The organism is Desulforamulus aeronauticus DSM 10349 (assembly GCF_900142375.1).
Classification (GTDB): domain Bacteria; phylum Bacillota; class Desulfotomaculia; order Desulfotomaculales; family Desulfotomaculaceae; genus Desulfotomaculum; species Desulfotomaculum aeronauticum.
Genome location: NZ_FRAR01000025.1, coordinates 1 through 23,425, shown reverse-complemented (window position 1 = coordinate 23,425; position 23,425 = coordinate 1). Strand labels below are relative to the sequence as shown.

The following is a 23,425-nucleotide window of genomic DNA, read 5'->3' as shown; positions in this document are numbered from 1 at the left end:
ATTCAACTACCCACGTTCATCTCCCTATTTGGCAGTAGGAACAAATCCCATCTCCTCGACTACTTTCAACCCCTTTTCGGACAAGAGGTAATCTATGAATAACTGTTGTTTTTGATCCGGCTGTTCTTTGGTAACCAAAAGTAATGGACGGGCAATCTTATATTGACCGCTGGCAATATTCTCGTTGGTGGGAGTTACATCATCAATATTTAAGGCTGAAATTTTACCTTCGTTCTGCTTTATCAAACCAGTGGATACATAGCCAATGGCATCGGCATTTTCAGCTACTTTACCAGCTAGGGCACCCATAGAAGGTAATTGAATGGCTTCTTTGGCTACCGGCGTCTTTTTCATCACTAGCTCGTCAAAGACCTGGCTGGCACCACCACCAAGGTCACGAATGGCTAGCACGGTGGGGCGATTTGGCAATTTAGCATCCAACTCTTGCCAGGTTTTGATTTCCCCTGCAAAAATACGCTTTACTTCATCGGTTGTTAGGTTGGGTTTTACTTGTACAACCGGGTTTTGGGGATTAACAGCGATGGCTAAGGCATCAGAGCCTAATTTAATGATTTTGCCATTCGGCATTTTTGCTTTTTCCTCTTCCTTCATTTCCCGGGAAACCAAGCCGATGTTTACCGTGCCATCTAGGGCAGATTTAACACCAAAGCCCGAACCACCGGTGGAAACAAAGATAACAATGGGTTCTTCCGGTAATTGGGGATCTACTTTATTCCAAGTTTTATACTGTTCTGTAAAGTCATCAGCACATTTAGCAATAACCGGAGCTAAGGTACTGGATCCCCCCAGTTTAATCGATTGGTCTTTGGCAGCGGTTTCTTTCGCTGGCTCCGACTTAGGCGCCTCACTGGTCTGACCACAACCTGCCAATACCAGTAGTACAAGTAGGCTAACTAGCAAGAACTTGAATTTCTTCATAAACAACCTCCTCTGCTTGTCTTTTCCATCAAAGGAAAAGCTTAACACTTTTTAAACAATAGCACACTTACTACTGGATGTTAAATGAAAAAAAGTTATAGATCATTTTCTATTATTACTTTTATTACTCATATTGTAATAATCTTTAAAATCAGCCAGAAGTCGTTTCGTATAGGAGCCGGACGGCAACTCTTAGATTTAATGTCACGTTTTACGTAACCTTGGAATATTTTACGTATAGTAGTCAGCCAACTGTAAAGAGCGTTACTAAAATTTTCTAATTGGTAATCAAACATCCAAAGGAGAGATCATATGCCCTACAGTACACAGGCAGGAAAGGCGTGGATTGAGCGTCTAGCAAAAAGACTTATTAAAAAATGTCAAGATAATTCCATTTTAGACGTTGGTGCCGGCTCAGGAACCTATTCCGATCTATTAAGATCGAAATTACCGGGCACTGAATTTACGGCTTTGGAAGTGTGGGAACCCTATCTTTCCGAATTCCATTTGGAGAATAAATACAATGCTATTCTTCATATTGATGTTCGACAATTTACTCCTGATACAACCTATGGTATTACCCTTTTGGGAAACGTTTTAGAGTACATGAGCAAAGAAGAAGCTGTTGAAGTTTATAGAAAGCTAGTCGCTGCCAGCCATTTTGTCATACTCAGCATCCCCCTTATCCAGCACCCCCAAGACCCCAGTCGCGATAATCCCGACGAGAAACAGCAAAAGAATGATTGGTCCCATGAAGAAGTTCTGGCCACCTTTGATAACCTTGTATTACACCGGCAAGAAAATGAACTAGGAGTTTACATCGGAGTGAACCCGCAGCTTCATTCTCTTCAGGAAGTCATTGAAGCAAACAAGCCTTCTATCGCGGTATACGGTATTTATAAAGATGAAGAAGAGGTAATAGAAAGATTTTTCAATTCCGTTCAAACCGCTGATGAAATCGTTCTCTGTGATACAGGTTCGACTGATCACACCAATCAAATCATCAATCAATTTAAAAAAGACCATCCTCATGTCAATCTAAAAGTTTGCTCTATTTGCGTTTCCCCCTGGCGGTTTGATGACGCCAGAAATACGGCCCTTGCCTTAATCAACCCAGACATAGACATTTGCATTTCTCTAGATATGACCGAGTACCTCATGGATAATTGGCAGGAGCATTTAATAGACCAATGGGAGTTCGGCTATACAAAATATAGTCATAGATATAAAACCATTCTGCCAGGAGAAGATTACTTAGAAGATTGGCACCAGCAAATTCACATACGAACCGGCTACACCTGGAAACTTCCAATCCATGAAATATTAGAATATAACAAGCAAGAAAATGTAAAAAAGCTGCCGGATTTTTGGGTCTATCAAAAACCGGTCCACGATAAGGTTCACGTAAATTATCTGCCCCTATTAGAACAGTCCGTAAAAGAAAGGAAAGATGTTTGGCAATCCTGGAGCTCTCTGGCATCTGAATACTTGTTGATTGGCAAGCCTGAAGCAGCTTTACAGGCTCTTGATATCGCACTAACTCTCAATAACAGTGACAAAGCCTATCTTTATCAACAGAAATATCTTGTTTATAAAGCGCAAGATCAAACTGACGTAGCCTTATTAAACCTAAATAATGCCATTATTCATAAGCCGGATCGCAGAGAACTCTACTTTGAAAAAGCTCTCTATTTGCACCAATTGGGTAGAAATATAGAAGCTTATTTTACTTTCCAAGAGTGTAAAAAATTAACCAATAAAGTAACTGATTATCATTATAACCCCGCGGCTTGGAATCAAGAATTTGATCAATGGAGCACCAAACTTCTGGAACTTGCTAAAAAAGAAGGGATACATTTTGAGTAAATTAAAAATCGCTGTTTACGCCATTTGTAAAAACGAAGAACATTTCGTTGACCGTTGGATGGATTCCATGCAGGATGCCGATCTGGTAATTGTTGCGGATACCGGTTCCACCGACCAGACCGTTGAAAAATTAAGAGCTAGGGGGGCCATTGTACATCAAATAAAAGTCGATCCCTGGCGATTCGATGTGGCTAGAAATATTTCCTTGCAGCTTGTTCCGGGCGATACCGATGTTTGTGTTTGCACCGATTTGGATGAGGTAATCGAACCTGGCTGGCGAGAAAAATTAGAAAAGGTTTGGACACCTCAAACAACCCGATTACAATATATGTTTACCAGTAATTTTAATCCGGATGGTTCCCGGGGACTTACTTTTTGGAAAGAAAAAATTCATCGCAGACACGGCTTCAGATGGATCCATCCAGTTCACGAGGTGTTGGAATATTATGGAGAAGAACCTGTCCATGTTACCTGGGAGCCGAACATTCAAGTAAATCACCACCCCGATATTGCTAAATCCAGGGGACAATATCTTCCTTTATTAGAGCTTTCCGCCCGGGAGGACCCGAATGATGACCGTAATATGCATTATCTCGGACGGGAATATATGTACTATGGCATGTGGGATAAATGCATTGCAACTCTGACAAAACATTTAACCATGCCACAGGCCCAGTGGAAGGATGAGCGCTGCGCCTCCATGCGCTTTATCGCCAGAGCCTATAAGGCCAAAGGGAATCCCAAAGAGGCTAAGAAGTGGTTATATAAAGCCCTTGCCGAGGCACCCCATTTACGAGAGCCCCATGTGGAGTTAGCCAAACTTGCCTACCTGGAACGGGATTGGCCAACAGTCTATCATATGGCTGAGGAAACATTAAAGATAAAAGAACGGCCAACGAGTTATATTCATGAAGGCTTTGCCTGGGATGCTACGATTTACGATCTGGGAGCTTTAAGTTGCTACGAATTGGGTATGCTTGACAAATCCTATGAGTGGGCAAAAATTGCGATAGAAATGTCCCCCCATGACGAACGGTTAAAAAACAATTTGAAGATCATTAAATCCAAAAAAGAAGGGATTCCACGTGACTAAACTAAAAATTGCCGTTTACGCCATTTGTAAAAATGAAGAACATTTTGTTGACCGTTGGTTGGATTCCATGCAGGAAGCCGATATGATCGTTGTCACGGATACTGGTTCCACGGACAGCACTGTTGAAAAACTACGGGCCAGGGGTGCCATTGTCCATATTGTAAAAGTCGATCCCTGGCGGTTCGATGTGGCAAGAAATATTTCCTTACATTTTGTTCCGGCCGACATGGATGTTTGTGTTTGCACAGACTTGGATGAAATCCTAGAACCTGGTTGGCGGAAAAAAATAGAAAAGGTTTGGACACCTCAAACGACCCAGTTAAAATATAAATACACCTGGAGTTTTAATCCAGATGGTTCTCGGGGAGTCACTTTTTGGTATCAAAAAATTCATCGCAGGCATGGATTTCGCTGGGTTCATCCGGTCCATGAAATATTAAACTATTATGGACCAGAGCCTGTCTGCTGGGCCTGGGAGGAGACGATTCAGCTAAATCACTATCCAGATCCTGTTAAATCCAGGGGAACCTATCTTCCTTTGTTGAAACTGGCCGTTCAGGAAGCTCCGGATGATGATCGGGATATGCATTATCTCGGGCGGGAATATATGTATTACGGTAGATGGGATAAATGTATTGAAACTCTAAAAAAACATTTAGCCCTGCCCCGGTCCCAGTGGAAAGAGGAACGCTCCGCCTCTATGCGATACATCGCCAAAGCCTATCAGGAAAAGGGAGATTACAGGGAAGCTAAAAGCTGGTTCTATCGGGCCATTGCCGAGGCACCCCATTTACGGGAACCTTACGTGGAGCTAGCCAAGCTTGCCTATACCAAACGGGACTGGCCAACCGTTTATCATATGGCGGAAGAAACACTAAAGATAAAAGAACGATCAGATTGTTATGTCAATCAGGCTTTCGCCTGGGATGCCACGATTTATGATCTGGGAGCTTTAAGCTGCTATGAGTTAGGCATGTTTGACAAATCCTATGCCTGGATCAAGATCGCGGTAGAATTGTCTCCCCATAACGAGAGACTAAAGGATAATTTAGCACTTATTCAAGCCAAAGCCAAAACGCCATAAAAAATTACCCCTGAACAAGCCTTGTTAACATCCACAAGGCTTGTTCTATTTAAAAAAACTCCTTCAACGTAACCAATCCCCTGCCGGCAGCATAAACTACAGGGTGAACGTAATTGTCACGATGAATTATGACCACAGGCAAGAGCAAAGTAGGTGTTTTAATGAAAATAGTTATTCTTTGTGGAGGAAAAGGTACACGTATGCGGGAGGAAACAGAATTCCGCCCCAAACCTTTGGTTGAAGTGGGAGACAATCCGATTATTTGGCATATTATGAAGATTTATTCTCACTATGGTTTCCATGACTTTATATTATGTGTGGGCTATAAAGGCGACATGATTAAACGGTATTTCATGGAAATGAGTTGGCGTAACAATGACTTTACAGTAAAAACTACCTCTCATGCCAGCATACAGTTTCATACCACAGCAAAAGAGGATTGGAACGTGACCCTTGTCGATACCGGACCTGAGACCCTCACGGGCGGACGGATCAAGCGGATCAAGAAATATATTCACGATGAAAATTTTATGCTTACCTACGGTGACGGGCTGAGTAATGTCAATATTAAAGAACTATGGGCTTATCATCAGCAAACAGGCAAACTTGCAACGCTAACTGGCGTTCACCCCATTTCTCCCTTTGGGGTAATTGAAACCAAAAACAGCATTGTCACAGCCTTTAAAGAAAAGCCAATTTTAGATGACCTCATCAATGGCGGCTTTATGGTTTTAAATCGAAAAATATTTGATTATTTGCCTGAGAAGGATTGTGCCTTTGAGCAGGAACCTCTGCACCGGCTTGCCGCAGATGCACAACTTGCCGTATACAAACACAACGGATTTTGGACCGCCATAGACACCCATAAAGATGTTGAAAGAGTCAATGAACTTTGGCGAACAGGAGAAACTCCATGGAAACTGTGGGATTAAATTTTCCTGAAATGTTTGATGGCATCTACCGAGGCAGGACTGTCCTGGTAACAGGCCATACCGGCTTTAAGGGTTCCTGGTTGTCACTCTGGCTTCATTTAATGGGTGCTAACGTCATTGGCTATGCACTTGATCCTGTTTCCCAGCAAGATAATTTTATTCTTTCCGGGCTGCCGGATAAAATGGTTGACATTCGTGGCAATATCCTGGATGCCTCTAAATTGAAGCAAGTCTTCACTACCTACCAACCGGAAATCGTATTTCACTTGGCAGCCCAGCCAATTGTCCGGCACTCTTACAAAATGCCCGTGCTAACCTTTGAAACTAACGTGATGGGTACCGTCCATGTTTTGGAGAATATTCGAACCTCCTCTACAGTTAAAACAGGAGTCATCATTACCTCCGATAAATGTTATGAAAATCGAGAACAGCTTTGGGGCTACAGGGAGAAGGATCCACTAGGCGGTTATGACCCCTACAGCGCCAGCAAGGGCTGTGCGGAAATTGTCACGGCTTCTTATCGAAAAGCCTACTTTAGCACAGATTCAGGCGGCGAGCAGGAAAAATCCCTGGCTTCCGTTCGAGCTGGCAATGTCATTGGCGGCGGCGATTGGTCTGATTGCAGACTGCTTCCCGATTGCATTAGAGCATTACAGTCACAAAAAACCATTGAAATCAGAAACCCAAATTCTATTCGTCCCTGGCAGCATGTCTTGGAACCACTTTATGGCTATCTGCTATTGGCAGCCAAGATGTTTAAAGACGGTTCTCGATACAGCGGTGCCTGGAACTTTGGACCAGATTTTGATTCTGTGGCTCCGGTAAAAAAGGTGGTCGAACAGGTTATTGCACTTTGGGGCAGCGGCCTATGGGTGGATTGTTCCAATCAAGCAGCTTTGCATGAAGCTGTTTTATTAAGCCTGGACTGTACCAAGGCGAAAACCCTATTGGGCTGGCAGCCCCGCCTTACTTTGCATAAAGCCTTAGATTATACCCTAGCATGGTACAAAAACGATGCCCAAAAGGACATTTATCAGCTATGCAAGGAGCAAATAGCTGAATATTGTATGACCTAAGGCGAGAGCGGAGGGACACAGTGCCTATGAAATTATCAGACTATATTGCTGGCTTTCTGGCAGAACGAGGCTGCACACATGTTTTTGGCTATGCAGGCGGAGCGATTACTCATCTGATTGACTCCTTATACCAGAGGCAGGACCTACATTTTATCGGCACTTATCATGAACAAGGAGCTGCCTTTGCTGCGGAAGGCTATGCCAGAAGAAAAAATGACCTTGGTGTAGCCATTGCCACCAGTGGACCGGGGGCTACCAATCTGTTAACCGGTATCGGCAGTGCTTATTTTGATTCTATTCCCTGCCTTTACCTAACCGGGCAAGTGAATACCTATGAATATAAGGGAGCCTTGCCAGTACGGCAGCTAGGCTTCCAGGAAACCGATATTGTTAGTATCGTGAAGCCCATCACCAAATATGCTGTTCGGATCATCGATCCCCTGCAGATAAGATACGAGCTGGAAAAAGCAATATCCATAGCTACCTCCGGTAGAAAAGGCCCAGTCTTACTCGATATCCCTATGGATATTCAGCGGGCCAATGTGGATGACAACTGTCTGTGCGGCTATCCTGAGAAACCTGAAGATAGGGTGGCGGATTTCTCCCTTGCTCACATCATGGAATTGCTGGGGAAGGCCCAACGGCCAGTGATATTAGTTGGCGGCGGGGTTCGGCTCTCCAGTGCCCAGAAGCTTTTCAATCAAATGGCAAAACAGTTGGAAATACCGATTGTCTGTTCACTGATGGGGCGCGATGTATACGATAATACAAACGATAATTATTTCGGCATGATTGGTGCCTACGGCAATCGTTACGCAAATTTGACCATTGCCAACAGTGATTTCATTCTTGCCCTGGGTACCAGGCTTGATTCAAGGCAGACCGGTACAGCAAGCACCTTTGCCCGTGAAGCAAAGCTTGTGAGGGTTGACATTGATAGAAACGAATTAGACAAAAAGATAAAAAAGGACGAATATGCCGTTCATGCAGACATTGGTTATTTCCTGCACGCCCTAAATGAAAAGATTAGTCAACTGAACAACCCTGCTTACAGTTCGTGGCTTGAGCAAGCGCGAACCTATCGACAGAAATATCCTTCTGTCGGAGCTAACCATATATCAGACCCTAATTTTATCATGTCGGAACTCTCCAAGATAACAGCGGTAGATGATGTTATCTGCCTGGATGTGGGGCAAAATCAGATGTGGGCGGCGCAATCCATGCAAATTAGTCAAGACCAGCGTCTGCTGATTTCCGGCGGCATGGGTGCCATGGGCTTTTCTTTACCGGTGGCAATCGGGGCTTACTACCAAAACCCGCAGAGGGGAAAGGTGCTGGCCATTGCCGGAGATGGCGGGCTGCAAATGAATATACAGGAGCTGGCCCTACTTAAAAGAAATCGCATTCCCGTTAAAATCATTGTGATGAATAATCACAGCCTGGGCATGATCAGACATTTTCAAGAGATGTATTTTGAGGGCAGGTATAACGCCACGATCAAGGACTACGAAGCACCGGATTTTTGTAAAATAGCAGCAGCCTATGGTATTAGAACGGTAAATATCAAAGATAGTCACGAACTGTCCAGCCTAAAGCCCCTTCTGTCCTCTGACGAGCCGATCCTTATCGAAATTCAACTGCCACAATCCACTTATGTCTACCCAAAGCTTGCGATCAACCGTCCCATTGAAGATCAGGAGCCTCTGCTGCCCCGTGATGAACTCGCCGGCAATATGCTTGTCAAGCCCATCGGCAGCGATAAAACAGACAGCCAGGCCTAAGAGGGGGGAAATCATGCCGAACGCTTATCAAAACCATGTTATTAACACACTGAATAAGTTCAAATGCAAACATGCCTGGGAGCCTTTACAGTGTATCCCCATTGATACCCCCCAATTGACCAGGGTTGGCTATCTAAGACCCATCACCTCTAATTACGCTATTACCATCCCTGACTGTGCAGATACTTTGGCACGCTGGCGCAATGAAAATGCCCACATGTCGCCTGGGCAATTTGTAGCCACAGCGGAGAGCACCGAAAAATGGCTTAACGATCTGATCATAGCCAGAAATGATCGAATTTTGTTTCTCATTATCGCCAACGACGGCACCAAAGTCGGACATATCGGCTTTTCTTCATTTGATTATGCACAAAAAAGCTGTGAGCTTGATGCCGTGGTGCGGGGCGAAAAAACAGGCTATGGCGGCATGATGACTTTTGCTATGAACGCATTGATTTACTGGGGCATGACGGAGTTGAAACTGCAACAAGTGACGCTGCGTGTGCTTTCTGACAATGAAAAAGCCATTTCCTTTTACAGCAAAAACAGCTTTTGCAAGGTGAAGGATATACCGCTTGAGACAAGAGAATTAGCCGGTCAACCCGTTACCCGAAAGTGTTACACGCAAATGCAGCTTACTATCGACCAGTGGAAAGAACAAAACGCCCAATGGTTTCCTAAAATGTGAGAGGAGGCATTCTGTTGGAAGGCAACCTCAACCAAAGGCTCCGCCATCTGACCTGTTTAGATATACGGGATATGTCTATTGAATGTGAAAAAACAGGCGGCATCAACCTATCCCAAGGTATTTGCGACTTACCACTGCCGCCAATTCTGAGCACGGCGGCTAAAACTGCCATCGATGATGGCCTTAATCACTACACCCGCTATGATGGTTTATCCGAGCTGCGAGAGGCCATCTCAGAAAAACTTCTACATTATAATTCTATCCAGGCAGACCCCCGCAAGGAAATCATCGTCACCGCCGGTTCAACAGGAGCCTTTTATTGTGCCTGCCTGGCACTTCTTAATCCCGGAGATGAAGTTATTCTCTTTGAACCATTCTATGGTTATCACGAGTACACGCTCTTGGCCTTGGATATCACTCCGGTCTATGCGACCTTAACGCCTCCCTGCTGGGAATTTAATGCCGCTGAGCTTGAACATCTAATTACGCCAAAGACCAAGGGCATTCTAATCAACACTCCGGCAAATCCTTCCGGCAAGGTTTTTTCACGCCGGGAGTTGGAGGTATTGGCGGATATCTGTACGCGGCATCACCTGTTTATTTTTACCGATGAGATCTATGAATATATCCTTTATGATGGACTGTCTCATAGCAGCCCCGGCTCCTTGCCAACTGCCAAAGATCGTGTCATTACAATCTCCGGCTACTCCAAAACCTTTAGCATCACAGGCTGGCGAATCGGTTATTGTGCCTGTAACGAGGAATTTGCCCGGCAGATAGGCTACGTTCATGATTTGGTTTATGTCTGTGCTCCCTCACCCCTGCAGGCAGCTGTGGGTAAAGCCGTCCACACTTTGCCGGATAGTTTTTATCACTCCCTTGGCACAGCCTATGAACAAAAGCGAAATGATCTCTGCAAAGCCCTTCAGGAAGCCGCTTTGCCACCCTATGTACCCCAAGGTGCCTATTATGTCTTAGCGGACACAAGCGCTTTGCCAGGAGTTACCAGCAAGGAAAAAGCTATCTATTTGTTAGATAAAACGGGTGTGGCTGCGGTCCCGGGAGAGGCCTTTTATCACCGAGAAGGCGGTAAAAACTTACTGCGGTTTTGCTTTGCCAAAGACGATAAAGTGCTGGATGAAGCCTGTGAAAGACTACAAAGGATAAAACGATTCCTATAAGCTTTTCGGAAGGGGTGGCAAGACAATGAACAAAAAAATCAGCTTTGCCGGACCATCCATTACTGCTAAAGAAGTTTCTTATGTGATGGATGCGGTGAACCATGGCTGGTATGAAAATTATGACCAATACATCAAAAGACTGGAAAAAGCCTGTGCCGACTATGTCGGTGTAAAATATGCGGTGGCAACCCATTGCTGCACCTTGGCATTGCATCTGGCAGCCCAGGCTTTGGGATTGAAACCGGGTGATGAGGTAATTGTTACGGATTTCAGTTGGGTTGCCACTGCCTATGCCATTGCTTATACCGGTGCAACCTGTGTTTTTGTGGATATTGACCCTGATACCTGGACCATTGATCCCCATTGCATCCGTCAGGCGATTACCACCAAAACCAAAGCCATTATGTTGGTACACACCTTCGGGCACCCCGCCGAAATGGATGAAATACTAAAAATTGCCGCGGAATACGGTTTATTTGTCATTGAAGATGCCGCCCCGGCCATTGGTGCCACATACAAAGGAAAACCTGTGGGCAGCTTTGGCGATGTTGCCTGTTTTAGTTTTCAAGGGGCAAAAATGACAGTCAGCGGTGAAGGCGGTATGCTGCTTACTAATAATGAAGAAATTTACCAAAAGGCCAGTCTGCTGGCATCCATGGGTAGAACCGACCGCAAGGCGGTTTTTTGGTCGGATCTGCTGGGATATCAATATACTATCAATAACGTAACAGCTGCCCTTGCCCTGGCCCAACTCGAGCGGGTCGATGAATTATTGGCCAAAAAAAGGCAGCTCTTTACTTATTATGACCAACGTCTCAAAGACGTGGCAGGTATCAAAATAATCAAGGAAAAACCGGGCTGCCAAAGCAATTATTGCTACCCTTCCCTTTTGCTTGACTCCCGTATCACAGCAAATCGGGATGACATTTTGGCAGGACTAAAGCAATTGAACATTCATGCCAGGCCGGGGTTTCCTAGAATGAGTTGTTTTCCTGTGTTTGAGCAAAGGTTTGAGAATCCGGTAGCAAAAAACGTGGAGCAAAGAGGAATTTCACTTCCTTCAGCGGCCAATTTGGATGAGGCGGATATTGAGTTTGTTTGTCAAAGCTTACTCAGCCTCATTCATAAAAATACGGGAGGGTAAAATGAACACAGAGCAGCAAGTAAGAGCAGAAATTCTGGAAAAAGTAGCTCAACTTTATCGGCTCAGAGAAAGCAGCCGGAGCTTCATTCCGGGTGAAACCAAGGTACACTATGCCGGTAGGGTATTTAATGAAAAGGAAATGCAGGCCATGGTGGATAGTGTGCTGGATTTTTGGCTTACCCTGGGAGTTAAAGGCAAAGAATTTATAGGGGATTTTTTATCCTTTATGGGCATGAAATATGGTGTGCTAGTCAACTCGGGATCATCAGCCAATCTGGTGGCCGTAAGTTCTCTTTGCTCAGCTAATTTACCTCATCCCTTGCAAGCCGGGGATGAAGTTATCACCACCGCTCAGACTTTCCCCACCACGCTAAATCCCATTCTTCAGAATGGATTGACACCTGTATTTGTCGATACCGAGGAAGGAACCTACAATATAAATGCAGCCAAACTTGAGGAAGCTAGATCTCCCAGAACGCGAGCCATCATGTTTGCCCATACCCTGGGCAATCCTGCCCAGATGGATGTCATTATGGATTTTGCCAAGCAATACAATCTTTATGTGATTGAGGACACCTGCGATGCACTTGACTCCTATTACGACGGTAAGCTGTGCGGCACCTTTGGAGATCTTTCCACCTACAGTTTTTATGCAGCCCATCATATCTCAATGGGTGAAGGCGGGGCGCTTCTAACAAATAATGTTGCTTTATATCGGCAGGCTTTATCTATCCGAGATTGGGGTAGAGCTTGCTATTGTCAAACAGGAGAAGCAAATCCAAACGGTGCCTGTGGCCATCGATTTGACCACACCTATGAGAGCCTGCCCTATGGCTATGACCACAAATACGTTTACAACAACATTGGGTACAATCTAAAACCGCTGGATATTCAATGTGCCATGGGAATTGAGCAGCTTAAAAAACTGCCCTCCTTCAGCGCCCGGCGACAAAAGAACTTCCAGTTTTTATATAATGCCTTAAAAAAATATGAGGAGCATTTGATACTTCCTAGGTCACTGCCAAAGGCTAAGCCCTCCTGGTTTGCGCTGCCCCTGACAGTAAAGGAACAAGCTCCTTTTTCACGCAGAGAGATCGTAACTTTTCTAGAAAAAAAACAGGTAGAAACCAGAATGCTGTTTGCCGGCAATATCTTAAAACATCCCGCCTACCGTACTATCAAGCACCGGGTTGCCGGCGGGCTGGAGCACACGGAAAAGGTACTGCAAAACACCTTTTTTATCGGCGTTTATCCTGGAATTGATGAAGTAAGGCTTGATTATATCAGCCATATCATAGATAGCTTTATGGCCCCCTATAAATGACACGAATCAAAAACAGAAAGGCGAAGATATAGACATGGATACCAATGCCAAAGAAGTGCACTCGCCTGTTGTTAGCATTGTTGTACTTGCTTATAATCATCTCGATTATACAAAACAATGCATTGACAGCCTTTTTAAGTATACTTCCCATATTGATTTTGAGTTGATAACCATCAATAATGGCTCAACAGATGGTACAGAGGAATATTTTAACAGCTTACCCAACACAATCAAGATTAGCTTTCCAAAAAATATTGGTGTGGATAAGGCTGTCAACTGCGGCTTTCGTATAGCTCAGGGCAAATACACTTTGAATCTAAGTAATGATATTATTGTTACCTATAACTGGTTGGATAATCTAATAACCTGTATGGAAGCCGATGACAAAATCGGTATGGTGGTTCCAGTGTGCAACGCATCCTCCAATAATCAGCAGGTTGTTTTAAAATATAATTCTATGGATGAAATGCAGCAGCGAGCAAAGGAGTATAACGTCAGCAATCCCCGACTGTGGGAGGAGCGATTGAAACTTGTCACCTACACCTGTCTTTTCAGGACAGATGTACAAAAAGCCATGGGCGGCTTTGATGAGGATTTTAACCCAGGAGCCTACGATGATGATGCCATCAGCTTTCGTATAAGAAGAGCCGGCTATAGGTTAATTTTAGCAAGGGATACCTTTGTTCATCATTTCGGCTCCATTACATTCAATGTCGAATATACCAAAAATAACCTTGCACAAAGAAACCGACTTCTATTTTTTGAGAAATTTGGTGTTGATTCCTGGCAGGCCAGCTATATTGACTTTAACGTATTAAATCTTCTGAATTATAAGCCACAATATGATGTCAATATATTAGGTATCGGCTTATCTTATGGTGCAACACTGCTGCAAATTAAAAATACCTGCAAAAGTCATGGCAGCCAGAATATAAGGATTTTCTATCTTTCAGAACAAGAAAAAAATCTGACCGACCTTGAAACTATATGTGAATATTGCATTCATACAGAAACCGATAATTTACTTAGCTATTTTGGCAGTCGGCTCTATGATTATATTATCGTTGAGAGTGAGTCCAACCAGTTGAAAAATATAGAAGATTTATTTATCAATCTGAACGGTTTGTTAAAAGAAGGCGGACAGCTTGTTTGTACTGCAGCGGACCAACCCCTCTATACCAAGATTAAGGATACTCTTTTTGGTGTAGGGTTGACTAATTTCAAAAGTATCAAAGATTATTACCTACGTTTTTCAAAACCGTGATGTAACAGTAGATAGATTAACGACTATCAAACCCCAATAATGGGGGACGTAACGAAACTTTAGTTTCGCTGCGTCCCTTTTGTAGGTACCCTTTAATTTCTCTTTATCAAGAATGAATGACCTTTACCCCATTGACTTTATAGCCTTTTAGAAAATCGATTGACAAAATGTAACATTTTCCAGCCCTATGGAATATTTTAGAGTAAGCTAGCTAGCTAATTTAGAAGAGGGGTTGATTATAAGTTGCCAACGATTTCATTAGTACCAATTGGGGACGCCTATATTGCACAGTCTTACCCAACAACCAATTTTGGATCTGTTGTGGCACTGTATATTGGTAGTTTTACCAGGCTTGACGACATATACAGAAGCCTAATACAATTCCCTACACCCATCATACCCGCCGGTAATGTTCTGAACAATGCTTTTTTAAGACTCTATATGTATAGAAAGGATATACCAGGTGTTCAACCAATATACATCTACCGGGTTAACACTCCCTTCAACCAAAATACTGTGACCTGGAACAACAGGCCTCTCAGCTCTTACACAGGTAATTTCTATAACTTCGCCGACGACCAAATATTCCATTTCATGGATATTGATGTAACAGAATTAGTTAACGGCTGGATCAATGGAGATTACCCTAATTTCGGTCTGGAAATCCGTGGCTTAGAAAATCAGCTTGCGTTATCAGCTTTTCGCAGTAGTGATTATTCTGATAGCAATCTATGGCCACGACTTATTGTAACTTATTCCAACGGTCCAAGCGGAGCTACTGGACCCACTGGACCTACTGGACCTATCGGGCCTATCGGACCCACCGGGCCTACCGGACCTCTTGGACCTATCGGTCCTATCGGACCCACCGGGCCCACCGGACCTATCGGGCCTATTGGACCTACCGGTCCCACTGGACCTCTCGGACCTATTGGCAGCACCGGGCCCACCGGACCTATCGGGCCTATTGGACCCACCGGTCCCACTGGAGCTCTTGGGCCGATCGGACCTACCGGTCCCACTGGAGCTATCGGACCTACTGGTGACACTGGACCCATAGGACCTACCGGACCTACCGGTCCCACTGGAGCTATCGGACCTATCGGACCTACTGGTGACACTGGACCCATAGGACCTATCGGACCTACCGGTCCCACTGGAGCTATCGGACCTATCGGACCTACTGGTGACACTGGGCCTACCGGACCTATCGGACCTACTGGTGACACTGGGCCTACCGGACCTATCGGACCCACTGGTGACACTGGACCCACTGGACCTATCGGACCCACTGGTGACACTGGGCCCACTGGACCTATCGGACCTACTGGTGACACTGGGCCTACCGGACCTATCGGACCCACTGGTGACACTGGACCCACTGGACCTACCGGACCTATCGGCGACACTGGACCTATCGGACTTTCTGGACCGACCGGACTGGCTGGGCCTACTGGTCCCACTGGAGCAACGGGCCCAGGAGCGATCATTCCGTTCTCCTCGGGTACTCCCGCTGTTTTGGTAACAACTGCAGCAGGCTTGATTGGAACCACCTCACTCGTGGGCTTTGGCGACTCAGTACCGGGCGTGAGCATCCTCGGTGGTACCATTGATACCAGCACCCTGCTCAACCTAGCGTTCTCGATGCCGCGTGATGGCGTTATTACGTCTCTGGCCGCCTACTTTAGCACTACGCTGGCGACGGCAATCGTTGGTTCCACGGTCACCGTAAGCGCACAGCTGTTCCAGTCCACAACGCCGGATGATACCTTCACTGCTGTTCCTGGTGCGCTGGTCGCCTTGTCTCCTGGCTATTCCGGTGTTATCTCTATTGGGGATATTGCCAGCGGCATCAACACCGGGTTATCGATACCGGTGACGGCAGGCACACGGCTGTTGTTGGTCTTCTATTCCGAAGTGACAGGCGGCATTGGCCTGATTTCGACACTCACAGGTAATGCCAGCGCTGGGGTTACAATTGAGTAGAAGTGTTTAACGCAAAAAAATAAACCGTCCTTCCACGGTTTCATAGGGACATTTTGTAAACCGTGGAAGAATAGGCGGTATGTATCGGCAGACAGTGCACTTTGCTGTCTGCCGATTGCGCTTTTATGCGACTCTTGCGGGTTTGCAATGGAACAAAAATAACGACGGTTTAATAAAAGCCATTGTTTTCCATTTATATGGATGACTTACTAACTGCGCCCTCTTTATAGAACACGGCGGCATTAATGATGAATATTCCGGTATCAAAATAGAAAGGATACCCGAACCGACTAGCTAGTTCGAGTATCCTTTACCCTATCAAATACCAATTTATTTCCCAGAGGATTAATAACCTTCGATAATCCTCTTTATCTGTTTCACTCTTTCCGCCCATGTATTTTCTAAGGCAAATTTTTTACGGGATTCAACGGAATTGTTATCATAATTATTTAAACATCCCACTAGGTAACCATGAAACTCTTCCCTATTTCCGGCAGCATAAATATGCGGTGATAGCTCCAGGATCTCCGGCAAGTCTGTAGCAACCACCGGCTTACCCAGGGCAAGATATTCATAGATTTTAACAGGGTTAACATAGGATGTCATTCTTGTCTTCTTAAAGGGAAACATGCAAACATCAAAGTGCACTGCATATTTCGGCAACTGCTCATAGGGTTTATGCCCTAAAAAAAAGATATTAGGCCTCTTGGGTAGACTATCCGTCTTCATGGCAATGGTTGGGCCTATCAAAACAAAGGAAATAGAGGGATTTCTAACTGCCAATTCTTCAATTAACTGCCAATCAACCCAAGGGGCCAAGGCACCATAAAATCCTACAATAGGCTTGCAAATTTGTTTTATATCCATGGGTGCGTCGTCAGCGGTAACATTAGCAAAAAAATTGTAATCTACGGCATTGCGAACCAAGTGAACATTAGGATGAAGCTCTTTAAAATGATTAAATAAAGGTTTCGAAACGGTAAGTACGATCTGGCACTTTTCTAACAGCTCCTGTACATAAGGCTTCCAGGTTGCAAAATCATCATCCGGATAATCGAGGACATCATAAACGATAATATCTTCGTCATAGTTTCCAATTTTGGACACATTTCCGGGGTAAGAGATCCAGAGTACCCGTTTCGTCTCTTTGGTCAATGCCGCCCATTGATGCAGTGGAGCACCATAATCTAGCCAAAGTCCGTCTTTAATTTTTTTCATCTTTTTTTCTTGGTGGGTACCAGGTTCACAAAAAATAACGGCATCGCCCTGTTCGGAAAATGCTGACATAAGTTGCTGTGGCCTGGCTATCATAAAATCCCAATGGACAGTTGGGGGGTAAATAATCAGCATGTCAAACACCTGTTCTTTCCTGTGTATTCAACAACTAATCTGGGGTGGGCCATCGTATTAATACCATGACGGTTTACACCTGCCACAATTTCTCCCTGTTCTTCATCTTTCATTCTTAAGCATACCCCATAATTTGCTATACTCCTATCAGCCCAACTTTGTACTAAACCAGTTATATCAAAGCTAACCCAGTTATAAATGTTATTGGCTAGGACTTCATCGATAGACTCACTTTCGGTTTCAGGCATGTTAGACCAGGTAAGCTCCTTTTCATCCCAAGGCTCTTTTACGGAATGAACTGTCAACGCTTGTGTGATCTTATTATCATTCCTAATACAAAAGAACTGCAGTTCAGCTCTTAAAATCAGCATATCATGCAAAAAATGATTGATATCTACCTGGGCAAAACACCGATAAACTGAAAAGAGGAATTTTCCTAAAAAGATTGGATCAAAATTCAAATTTTTATTCATAGTACTATTTACAGTACAATCCATATTGACAGGAAGAATTTTTCTTTGTCCATAGACAATTTCATCTCTTTCCAGAGACACAGCCTCGGAGTGCGGGTATTGACGAAGCCATTTCCATTTATCAGAGAATGCTTGAATAACCGGGGTAAAGTCAATTTCCTTGTTAACATACTTTCCTGTCAAAGACTGTTGATGAATCCTGTATTCGTAGAGAACTTCCGGTAGCCAGAACACAGGTGCTGTAGCAGCCATGCGAATAGAATAATCTCGATCTTCGATACCGAAAAGGTTTTCATCAAAAAAGCCAACTCGATTGATTGCTTCAAATCTATATAAGAAAGATGGACCATAATTCGTTTCCCCATTTAATGTATAGATGCCTTTGCTTACCTTTTTAATAATAGTAGTATTTTGATCAATTTGTAGATAGTCTGAATAAATCGAGCCACACTCGGCTTCTCTTTCTAAAACCTCCACTAATCTTTCAAGATAGTTTTCATAATGCAAATTATCCGCCGAGGTCCAAGTAATATATTTTCCCTGGCTCAAACGAAGTGCCTCGTTTAAGGTTTTCGGGAGTCCTTTATTCTCCTCCCGATGAATATAACGTATTCTCTTATCCCGAAACTCTGAGATGATTTGAGACAGTGGGTCCTTGGAACCATCATTAATTATTACAATTTCAAAATCCTGGTAAGTCTGGTTTAATAGACTCATGAGACACGGCCCGACAAAATTAGCATGGTTATAAACAGGTAACAGAACAGAAACTTTGGGTAATTTGCTGTCTTCCACCGCTTGCCAGTAAACAATCTCCGTTTTATCCGCAATTTTTTCAATATCATAGAATTGCTCAACCAATCGCCTGCCATAAAGACCTAATTTGTCCCTTAGTTCGGTTGACATCAGTACGTTAAGATCATGCAGAATCCTCTCACTTGATAGGGGTTCAGCCAAGCCCCGGCCACTAAAATTAGCATATTCTAAATTTTTAAATGTCGATGGGCATACAATGCCATCATAGCCCCAATTGCTCAAGACTATGCAAGCTTTTCCACAGGCAAGGGCTTCCCTGATTCCCCTTCCCGTAGCTACAACAACATCTGCCCGGTTAATATACTCCCGAACATCTGCAACCTCTCCAACAAAATTGCATTGCTGATATTGTTCTAGCTCTTTGATTTTATTAAAGCCAACAATGTTGAGCTTCTGAAAAGAAGATTGCGAAAAGCTATCTATCAGAAACTTTAGCCCCGCCAGGCGATCTAAACACTCACGTCCTATAAATGTTATCTCTTTACTCTCCCCTTGACAGGCAACCGGTTTAAACTCGTTTATATCGATACCATTTTGAATGATAACTAATTTGGTTTCCGCCAAAGGATATTTTTTTAACAATATGTCATAAACCTCTTCACTTACACAAATAATCTTTTCAGACTTCTTTGCTATTGCAGGAAAGTTATCCATATAATAGGCACCATGCCAGGTAAGCACAAAGGGCACCTTGGTTTGTTCGTGTAATACCAAGGCCCTTTCCGCGGACTCAAAGGGTTGACAATGAATTAAATCAACGTTGTTTTTTTGAATGACCCTCCCTATTTCTTCCGTAGTCATTGCTTCAAGGGTTTCAGCACAGGAAAACAATTGCTTCATGATAGGGCTTACATAAGAGCAATCCAATATAATTTTGTGTCCCCGTTTTATGAGCTCCCTACAGAGGTGATAAAGGTATGTTTCCAATCCACCCATAATTTCCAGTCTATCAACAACAAAAAGAACGGTCAGCTTGTTCTGATTATTGGCTAGGCTACCTATTTCCAGATCAACCTGGGCCATGATTTCCTTTCCACGAATCACCCTAAATCCACCTCTTTGTAATCTTATATGATTTAATATATGTGTTCTGGTAGGATTAGTTTCTTAGTTATTGACAATTATGCTTTTAGTAAAAGAACAGGCATCTTAAACTGGTATTATTTACATCGTCTGCATCCTAAAGCACAGGAATATTTTAATTAGAAAAACTTGGTCTGTTTACTTGTGACCTTTAGGTTATGCCCTATAGGTCCTGGGCAGGCAAGCAGGCGGAAGCCTTCGTTTTTCTTATAATTTCGTCTTTCTTATACTTTCGTCAATAGAATTTTTATACTTTCTGAAGGTGTAAGGTCAATCTATGTACCGGAGAACTTCCGTAACCAAGCTGGAACCTGTCTCAAACGATAGGAGGTAAAATAATGTCCGAGATGGCCCAAGTTCATTGGATTCCAGGGACTGTAGATACATTTGTAGATAAAAAAATGCCAGATCAAGCCTTTGAGCAAACAGAGTATTTGCATGTGGGACTCACTCATTGGGGAAACCTCTATAGAACATTATTGAGATTCAAATTACCTGCCAATATTGCTGACAATCAAATATGGTTTGCTTCTCTTGTTTTATATCTTTGTAAAAATGATTATCCCAATTACGCCAAGGAATTTGGGGTTTTTTCTGTGGAAGGGAACTGGGAGCAAGGAAATGTGACCTGGAACAATCAACCTCACCCCAAGGAAGGTATTATCTCAGGTATTTTTATTGAAGATAAACAGGATTGCCTTGTAGAATGGGACATTTCACCACTCATTAAAAAATTAACCAATAAATCTGTTTGGAACTTAGAGCTCCGTAGTTTAAATGAACATGAAAATTCTTTGGTCTCATTTTTCAGCCGGCACTGCGATTTACCCGATAAGCAGCCTGTTCTTCGCTTAGTGACTGAAAAACTACCCGCAGCCTTAGCAGATGAAACCTTTCAAGCTGACTATTCCGCCCAACAAAAATACTATCAACTTTTTTTGCATGGTCCTTTACCTCCGGAATCCCTAGAGATACTTAGCATGATTAAACATAAAAAGTATCAAGCTATCGTTGTTTATACAGAGACTAAAAATATCGAACCCCTGGCGCGACCGCAACAGTTTCTAAAAGAGTTAACCGTCAGGGGCTATTTAGGTTTTGTTTGTAGGCCAACAGATGAAAATTATAAAATAGAAGAAATAGCAGATAATCTATTTTCTGTAAACAGGCCGGAATTTCTTTTGCCTATCGTACGTAGCCAAGCCGTTTTGATTCTTTGTACCGATGTATCACAAACAGCTTGGTCCGATCTGCTGCCCCATAAATTCCTTTGGTATGACATGGTAGAGGACTGGGAACTTTCCAGGCAACAGGATAGCTATCGACTGGAAAAACATGAATCTCTAGTTAAGGAAGCTGATTTAGTTACCTATTCAAAAAGTCAATTAAAAAAATATATTTTTAAAAATCCTAATACTCTATATCTTCCTGATGAAAAGGACCCATGGTCATCCCTGCTTGATCAGGTTGAATCAGTGATAAAAGTACAGCCAAAGGGGTGGACTTTATTTAGCAATATCGAAGCCCGAGGGAAAATTAATGTCATGACGGAAACCTTTCTTAATTTTGAAGGAAAGGAATTTTATTCGGGAGGAGCAGAAAGGTATCTGATTGATCTGGCCCAAATATGCTCTGATCTTGGTTTTATCATGAATATTTACCAACATGGGGACTTTCCCTGGCTTCGCCGTTTTCGAAATATAGATGTTATTTCCTTAGCCAGGGGTTCACTTAATTCCAGAGCACTAAATTCTGCCCAACAATTTAACCGGCAATTTTATGAACAAGTTCAGGAAAGCTCTCTTTTAAATATCTATTCAGCATTTTATCAAGCCTATCCCCTAGCAGCGACGCCTAACATTGGTATTAGTCATGGTGTCTCCTGGGATAACCCTTTTTACAGCTTCCAACACATCGATCAGTTTTTTCGATACAACAAACGTTTTCTTTTAGGAGCAAAAATTTGTGAACAGGTACTCTCCGTTGATACCAATACAGCCAATTGGTTTCAAACAATAGATTACGAACTCGGTCAAAAGATCAAGGTAATATCAAATTATGTTGATTTAGAGAGGTTTTATCCGGCAGTAAATGATCAAGTAGGCGATAGAATTATCATTCTGTATCCCCGCCGCCTTTATGAAGCCAGGGGATTTTACCTGGTGCTGGAAATCCTAGACAATATCTTAGATCAATTCCCCAATGTTGAATTTCATTTTGTCGGAAAAGGATTTGAAAATGATACAAAGTATGTTATCGAGAAACAAAATAAATGGCCGGGCAGGGTAACCTGGTATTCACTGCCACCGGAAGAAATGCCTACTGCCTACAAAAGTGCAGACATTTCTTTGATTCCCACCCTTTATTCTGAAGGTACCAGTTTATCTTGCCTGGAAGCCATGGCCTGCGGCAACGCTGTCATTGTCTCCAGAATTGGTGGTCTAACTGATTTAGTCATCGATGGCTTTAATGGCTTGAGAATTGAACCCAATGCAGCGTCACTGGGGCAAGCAATCAAGTACTTACTGCGCGATCAGGATGCACTTGCAAAATTTAAAAGAAACGCCAGACTGGTGGCAGAAACATTTAGCAAAACTACCTGGACAAAGGAATGGACTACCCTCATTAAACAAAAAATTCAGAGCAATATCCCTCCGTTAACAGCAAACCCCTCTCTGATAAAAATCTATCTTACTAGCATGCCTGATAAAAATAGCAAAATTGGCTACCTAATTACCACATTACTAAGTCACGGCTATTTAGTTTATGTTCTTGTTAAAAATACAGCAGCTCATTCACAGCTAAGCTTTGGTAGAATACAATGGGTTAATTGGCAAGAAGAGGGTCTTGCTGCGGCAGATTTTATTATCGCAGATCAACAGGTAGCCGGAGATATAGAGCAAAGAGTTCAGCTAACACTTACCGATGCCTGGTTAGAAAGCTTTTGTCTAACACCAGAACATAGTCTCTCTGAATTGGCAATTCCCTAAGTCATAATCAAAGAGAAAAACCAGCTCCAAGCTGGTTTTTCTCTTTGATTATGACTTCAGTTTGTCGAGAAACTAGCCAATTTTTTTGGCCATACTGAATAAAGCATGATAATTTCCAAACCGGAATAACCAAATTCCTAATAAAAATGAAAGATCACAAATCTCTAGGCTATCTTAGCCAAATGATTTGCGATCTTTTTTATGTTTTGACAGGTTGCTGTCATCAATGCCTGCTCTAGGACATGCTTCTTCCCTCGAAAACGGCAATAGCGATAGCCGTGCAGCTGTTTAGCGTCTGCAAAGCTTCTTTCTATGGTTTCTTTTCTCTTTTTGTATAGCATCTTGCCCGATTTCG

At 43.3% G+C, this 23,425-nt stretch carries 17 protein-coding genes; 13 read left to right on the top strand and 4 right to left on the bottom strand.

Translation table 11 applies throughout. The features are described 5' to 3' along the window. Nucleotides 1–24: 24 nt before the first annotated feature. Nucleotides 25–939, bottom strand: a complete 915-nt coding sequence (locus tag BUA78_RS15700; protein ID WP_072916422.1) for a phosphate ABC transporter substrate-binding protein — start codon at nt 937–939, stop codon at nt 25–27. 312 nt (nt 940–1,251) lie between these two features. Here BUA78_RS15700 and BUA78_RS15695 point away from each other — a divergent pair, with 312 nt between their 5' ends. The 12 genes from BUA78_RS15695 to BUA78_RS19735 all read left to right on the top strand — a co-directional run bounded on the left by BUA78_RS15695 (nt 1,252) and on the right by BUA78_RS19735 (nt 16,358). Then, complete coding sequence (locus tag BUA78_RS15695) at nt 1,252–2,805, top strand: glycosyltransferase (protein WP_072916419.1); 1,554 nt, start codon at nt 1,252–1,254, stop codon at nt 2,803–2,805. Continuing rightward, nucleotides 2,798–3,898, top strand: coding sequence for a tetratricopeptide repeat-containing glycosyltransferase (locus BUA78_RS15690; RefSeq protein WP_072916418.1), 1,101 nt, complete (start codon nt 2,798–2,800; stop codon nt 3,896–3,898). The genes BUA78_RS15695 and BUA78_RS15690 overlap by 8 nt, the downstream gene beginning before the upstream one ends. Continuing rightward, complete coding sequence (locus BUA78_RS15685) at nt 3,891–4,982, top strand: tetratricopeptide repeat-containing glycosyltransferase (protein ID WP_072916415.1); 1,092 nt, start codon at nt 3,891–3,893, stop codon at nt 4,980–4,982. Before BUA78_RS15690 ends, BUA78_RS15685 begins: the two co-directional genes overlap by 8 nt. Before the next feature lie 161 nt (nt 4,983–5,143). Further along, a complete protein-coding gene (gene rfbF, locus BUA78_RS15680; RefSeq protein ID WP_072916413.1) occupies nt 5,144–5,914 on the top strand; it encodes a glucose-1-phosphate cytidylyltransferase in 771 nt (256 codons plus the stop codon). Next, nucleotides 5,896–6,990 carry a CDP-glucose 4,6-dehydratase gene (rfbG, locus tag BUA78_RS15675; RefSeq protein WP_072916409.1) on the top strand — a complete coding sequence of 365 codons (1,095 nt, stop codon included), beginning with the start codon at nt 5,896–5,898 and terminating at the stop codon, nt 6,988–6,990. Before rfbF ends, rfbG begins: the two co-directional genes overlap by 19 nt. Before the next feature lie 26 nt (nt 6,991–7,016). After that, complete coding sequence (locus BUA78_RS15670) at nt 7,017–8,771, top strand: thiamine pyrophosphate-binding protein (RefSeq protein WP_072916406.1); 1,755 nt, start codon at nt 7,017–7,019, stop codon at nt 8,769–8,771. A 13-nt stretch (nt 8,772–8,784) separates the two neighbouring features. Next, nucleotides 8,785–9,459: a GNAT family N-acetyltransferase gene (locus tag BUA78_RS15665; protein ID WP_072916403.1), complete on the top strand. Its 675-nt coding sequence runs from the start codon at nt 8,785–8,787 to the stop codon at nt 9,457–9,459. A 14-nt stretch (nt 9,460–9,473) separates the two neighbouring features. Beyond that, entirely contained in the window at nt 9,474–10,640 is a 1,167-nt protein-coding gene (locus tag BUA78_RS15660) for a pyridoxal phosphate-dependent aminotransferase (RefSeq protein ID WP_207650511.1), read from the top strand. 25 nt (nt 10,641–10,665) lie between these two features. Beyond that, complete coding sequence (locus BUA78_RS15655) at nt 10,666–11,784, top strand: DegT/DnrJ/EryC1/StrS family aminotransferase (RefSeq protein ID WP_072916401.1); 1,119 nt, start codon at nt 10,666–10,668, stop codon at nt 11,782–11,784. A 1-nt stretch (nt 11,785) separates the two neighbouring features. Continuing rightward, nucleotides 11,786–13,108: a lipopolysaccharide biosynthesis protein RfbH gene (gene rfbH, locus BUA78_RS15650; RefSeq protein ID WP_072916399.1), complete on the top strand. Its 1,323-nt coding sequence runs from the start codon at nt 11,786–11,788 to the stop codon at nt 13,106–13,108. A gap of 34 nt (nt 13,109–13,142) precedes the next feature. After that, the gene (locus BUA78_RS15645) at nt 13,143–14,372 is read left to right on the top strand and encodes a glycosyltransferase family 2 protein (protein ID WP_072916396.1); all 1,230 of its coding nucleotides are present in this window, start codon (nt 13,143–13,145) and stop codon (nt 14,370–14,372) included. Between the two features lie 243 nt (nt 14,373–14,615). Then, the gene (locus BUA78_RS19735) at nt 14,616–16,358 is read left to right on the top strand and encodes an exosporium glycoprotein BclB-related protein (RefSeq protein ID WP_139257418.1); all 1,743 of its coding nucleotides are present in this window, start codon (nt 14,616–14,618) and stop codon (nt 16,356–16,358) included. A 345-nt stretch (nt 16,359–16,703) separates the two neighbouring features. On the opposite strand, the gene BUA78_RS15630 is transcribed toward BUA78_RS19735, so the two are convergent. Beyond that, complete coding sequence (locus tag BUA78_RS15630; RefSeq protein ID WP_072916394.1) at nt 16,704–17,708, bottom strand: glycosyltransferase; 1,005 nt, start codon at nt 17,706–17,708, stop codon at nt 16,704–16,706. Further along, nucleotides 17,702–20,041 carry a glycosyltransferase gene (locus tag BUA78_RS15625; RefSeq protein ID WP_072916391.1) on the bottom strand — a complete coding sequence of 780 codons (2,340 nt, stop codon included), beginning with the start codon at nt 20,039–20,041 and terminating at the stop codon, nt 17,702–17,704. The genes BUA78_RS15630 and BUA78_RS15625 overlap by 7 nt, the downstream gene beginning before the upstream one ends. Before the next feature lie 377 nt (nt 20,042–20,418). Between BUA78_RS15625 and BUA78_RS15620 the strand changes: the two genes are divergently transcribed. Further along, nucleotides 20,419–23,070 carry a glycosyltransferase gene (locus tag BUA78_RS15620; protein WP_072916390.1) on the top strand — a complete coding sequence of 884 codons (2,652 nt, stop codon included), beginning with the start codon at nt 20,419–20,421 and terminating at the stop codon, nt 23,068–23,070. Between the two features lie 164 nt (nt 23,071–23,234). Here BUA78_RS15620 and BUA78_RS15615 read toward each other — a convergent pair. After that, the coding region (locus BUA78_RS15615) for a transposase (RefSeq protein WP_175549044.1) at nt 23,235–23,425 on the bottom strand (191 nt) is incomplete at its 5' end.

Bases quoted from the DNA above. Each gene is read 5' to 3' on its own strand.
- BUA78_RS15700 (WP_072916422.1), bottom strand. From the start codon at position 939: ATGAAGAAATTCAAGTTCTTGCTAGTTAGCCTACTTGTACTACTGGTA.
- BUA78_RS15695 (WP_072916419.1), top strand. From the start codon at position 1,252: ATGCCCTACAGTACACAGGCAGGAAAGGCGTGGATTGAGCGTCTAGCA.
- rfbF (WP_072916413.1), top strand. From the start codon at position 5,144: ATGAAAATAGTTATTCTTTGTGGAGGAAAAGGTACACGTATGCGGGAG.
- rfbG (WP_072916409.1), top strand. From the start codon at position 5,896: ATGGAAACTGTGGGATTAAATTTTCCTGAAATGTTTGATGGCATCTAC.
- BUA78_RS15670 (WP_072916406.1), top strand. From the start codon at position 7,017: ATGAAATTATCAGACTATATTGCTGGCTTTCTGGCAGAACGAGGCTGC.
- BUA78_RS15665 (WP_072916403.1), top strand. From the start codon at position 8,785: ATGCCGAACGCTTATCAAAACCATGTTATTAACACACTGAATAAGTTC.
- BUA78_RS15655 (WP_072916401.1), top strand. From the start codon at position 10,666: ATGAACAAAAAAATCAGCTTTGCCGGACCATCCATTACTGCTAAAGAA.
- rfbH (WP_072916399.1), top strand. From the start codon at position 11,786: ATGAACACAGAGCAGCAAGTAAGAGCAGAAATTCTGGAAAAAGTAGCT.
- BUA78_RS15645 (WP_072916396.1), top strand. From the start codon at position 13,143: ATGGATACCAATGCCAAAGAAGTGCACTCGCCTGTTGTTAGCATTGTT.
- BUA78_RS15630 (WP_072916394.1), bottom strand. From the start codon at position 17,708: ATGCTGATTATTTACCCCCCAACTGTCCATTGGGATTTTATGATAGCC.
- BUA78_RS15620 (WP_072916390.1), top strand. From the start codon at position 20,419: ATGTCCGAGATGGCCCAAGTTCATTGGATTCCAGGGACTGTAGATACA.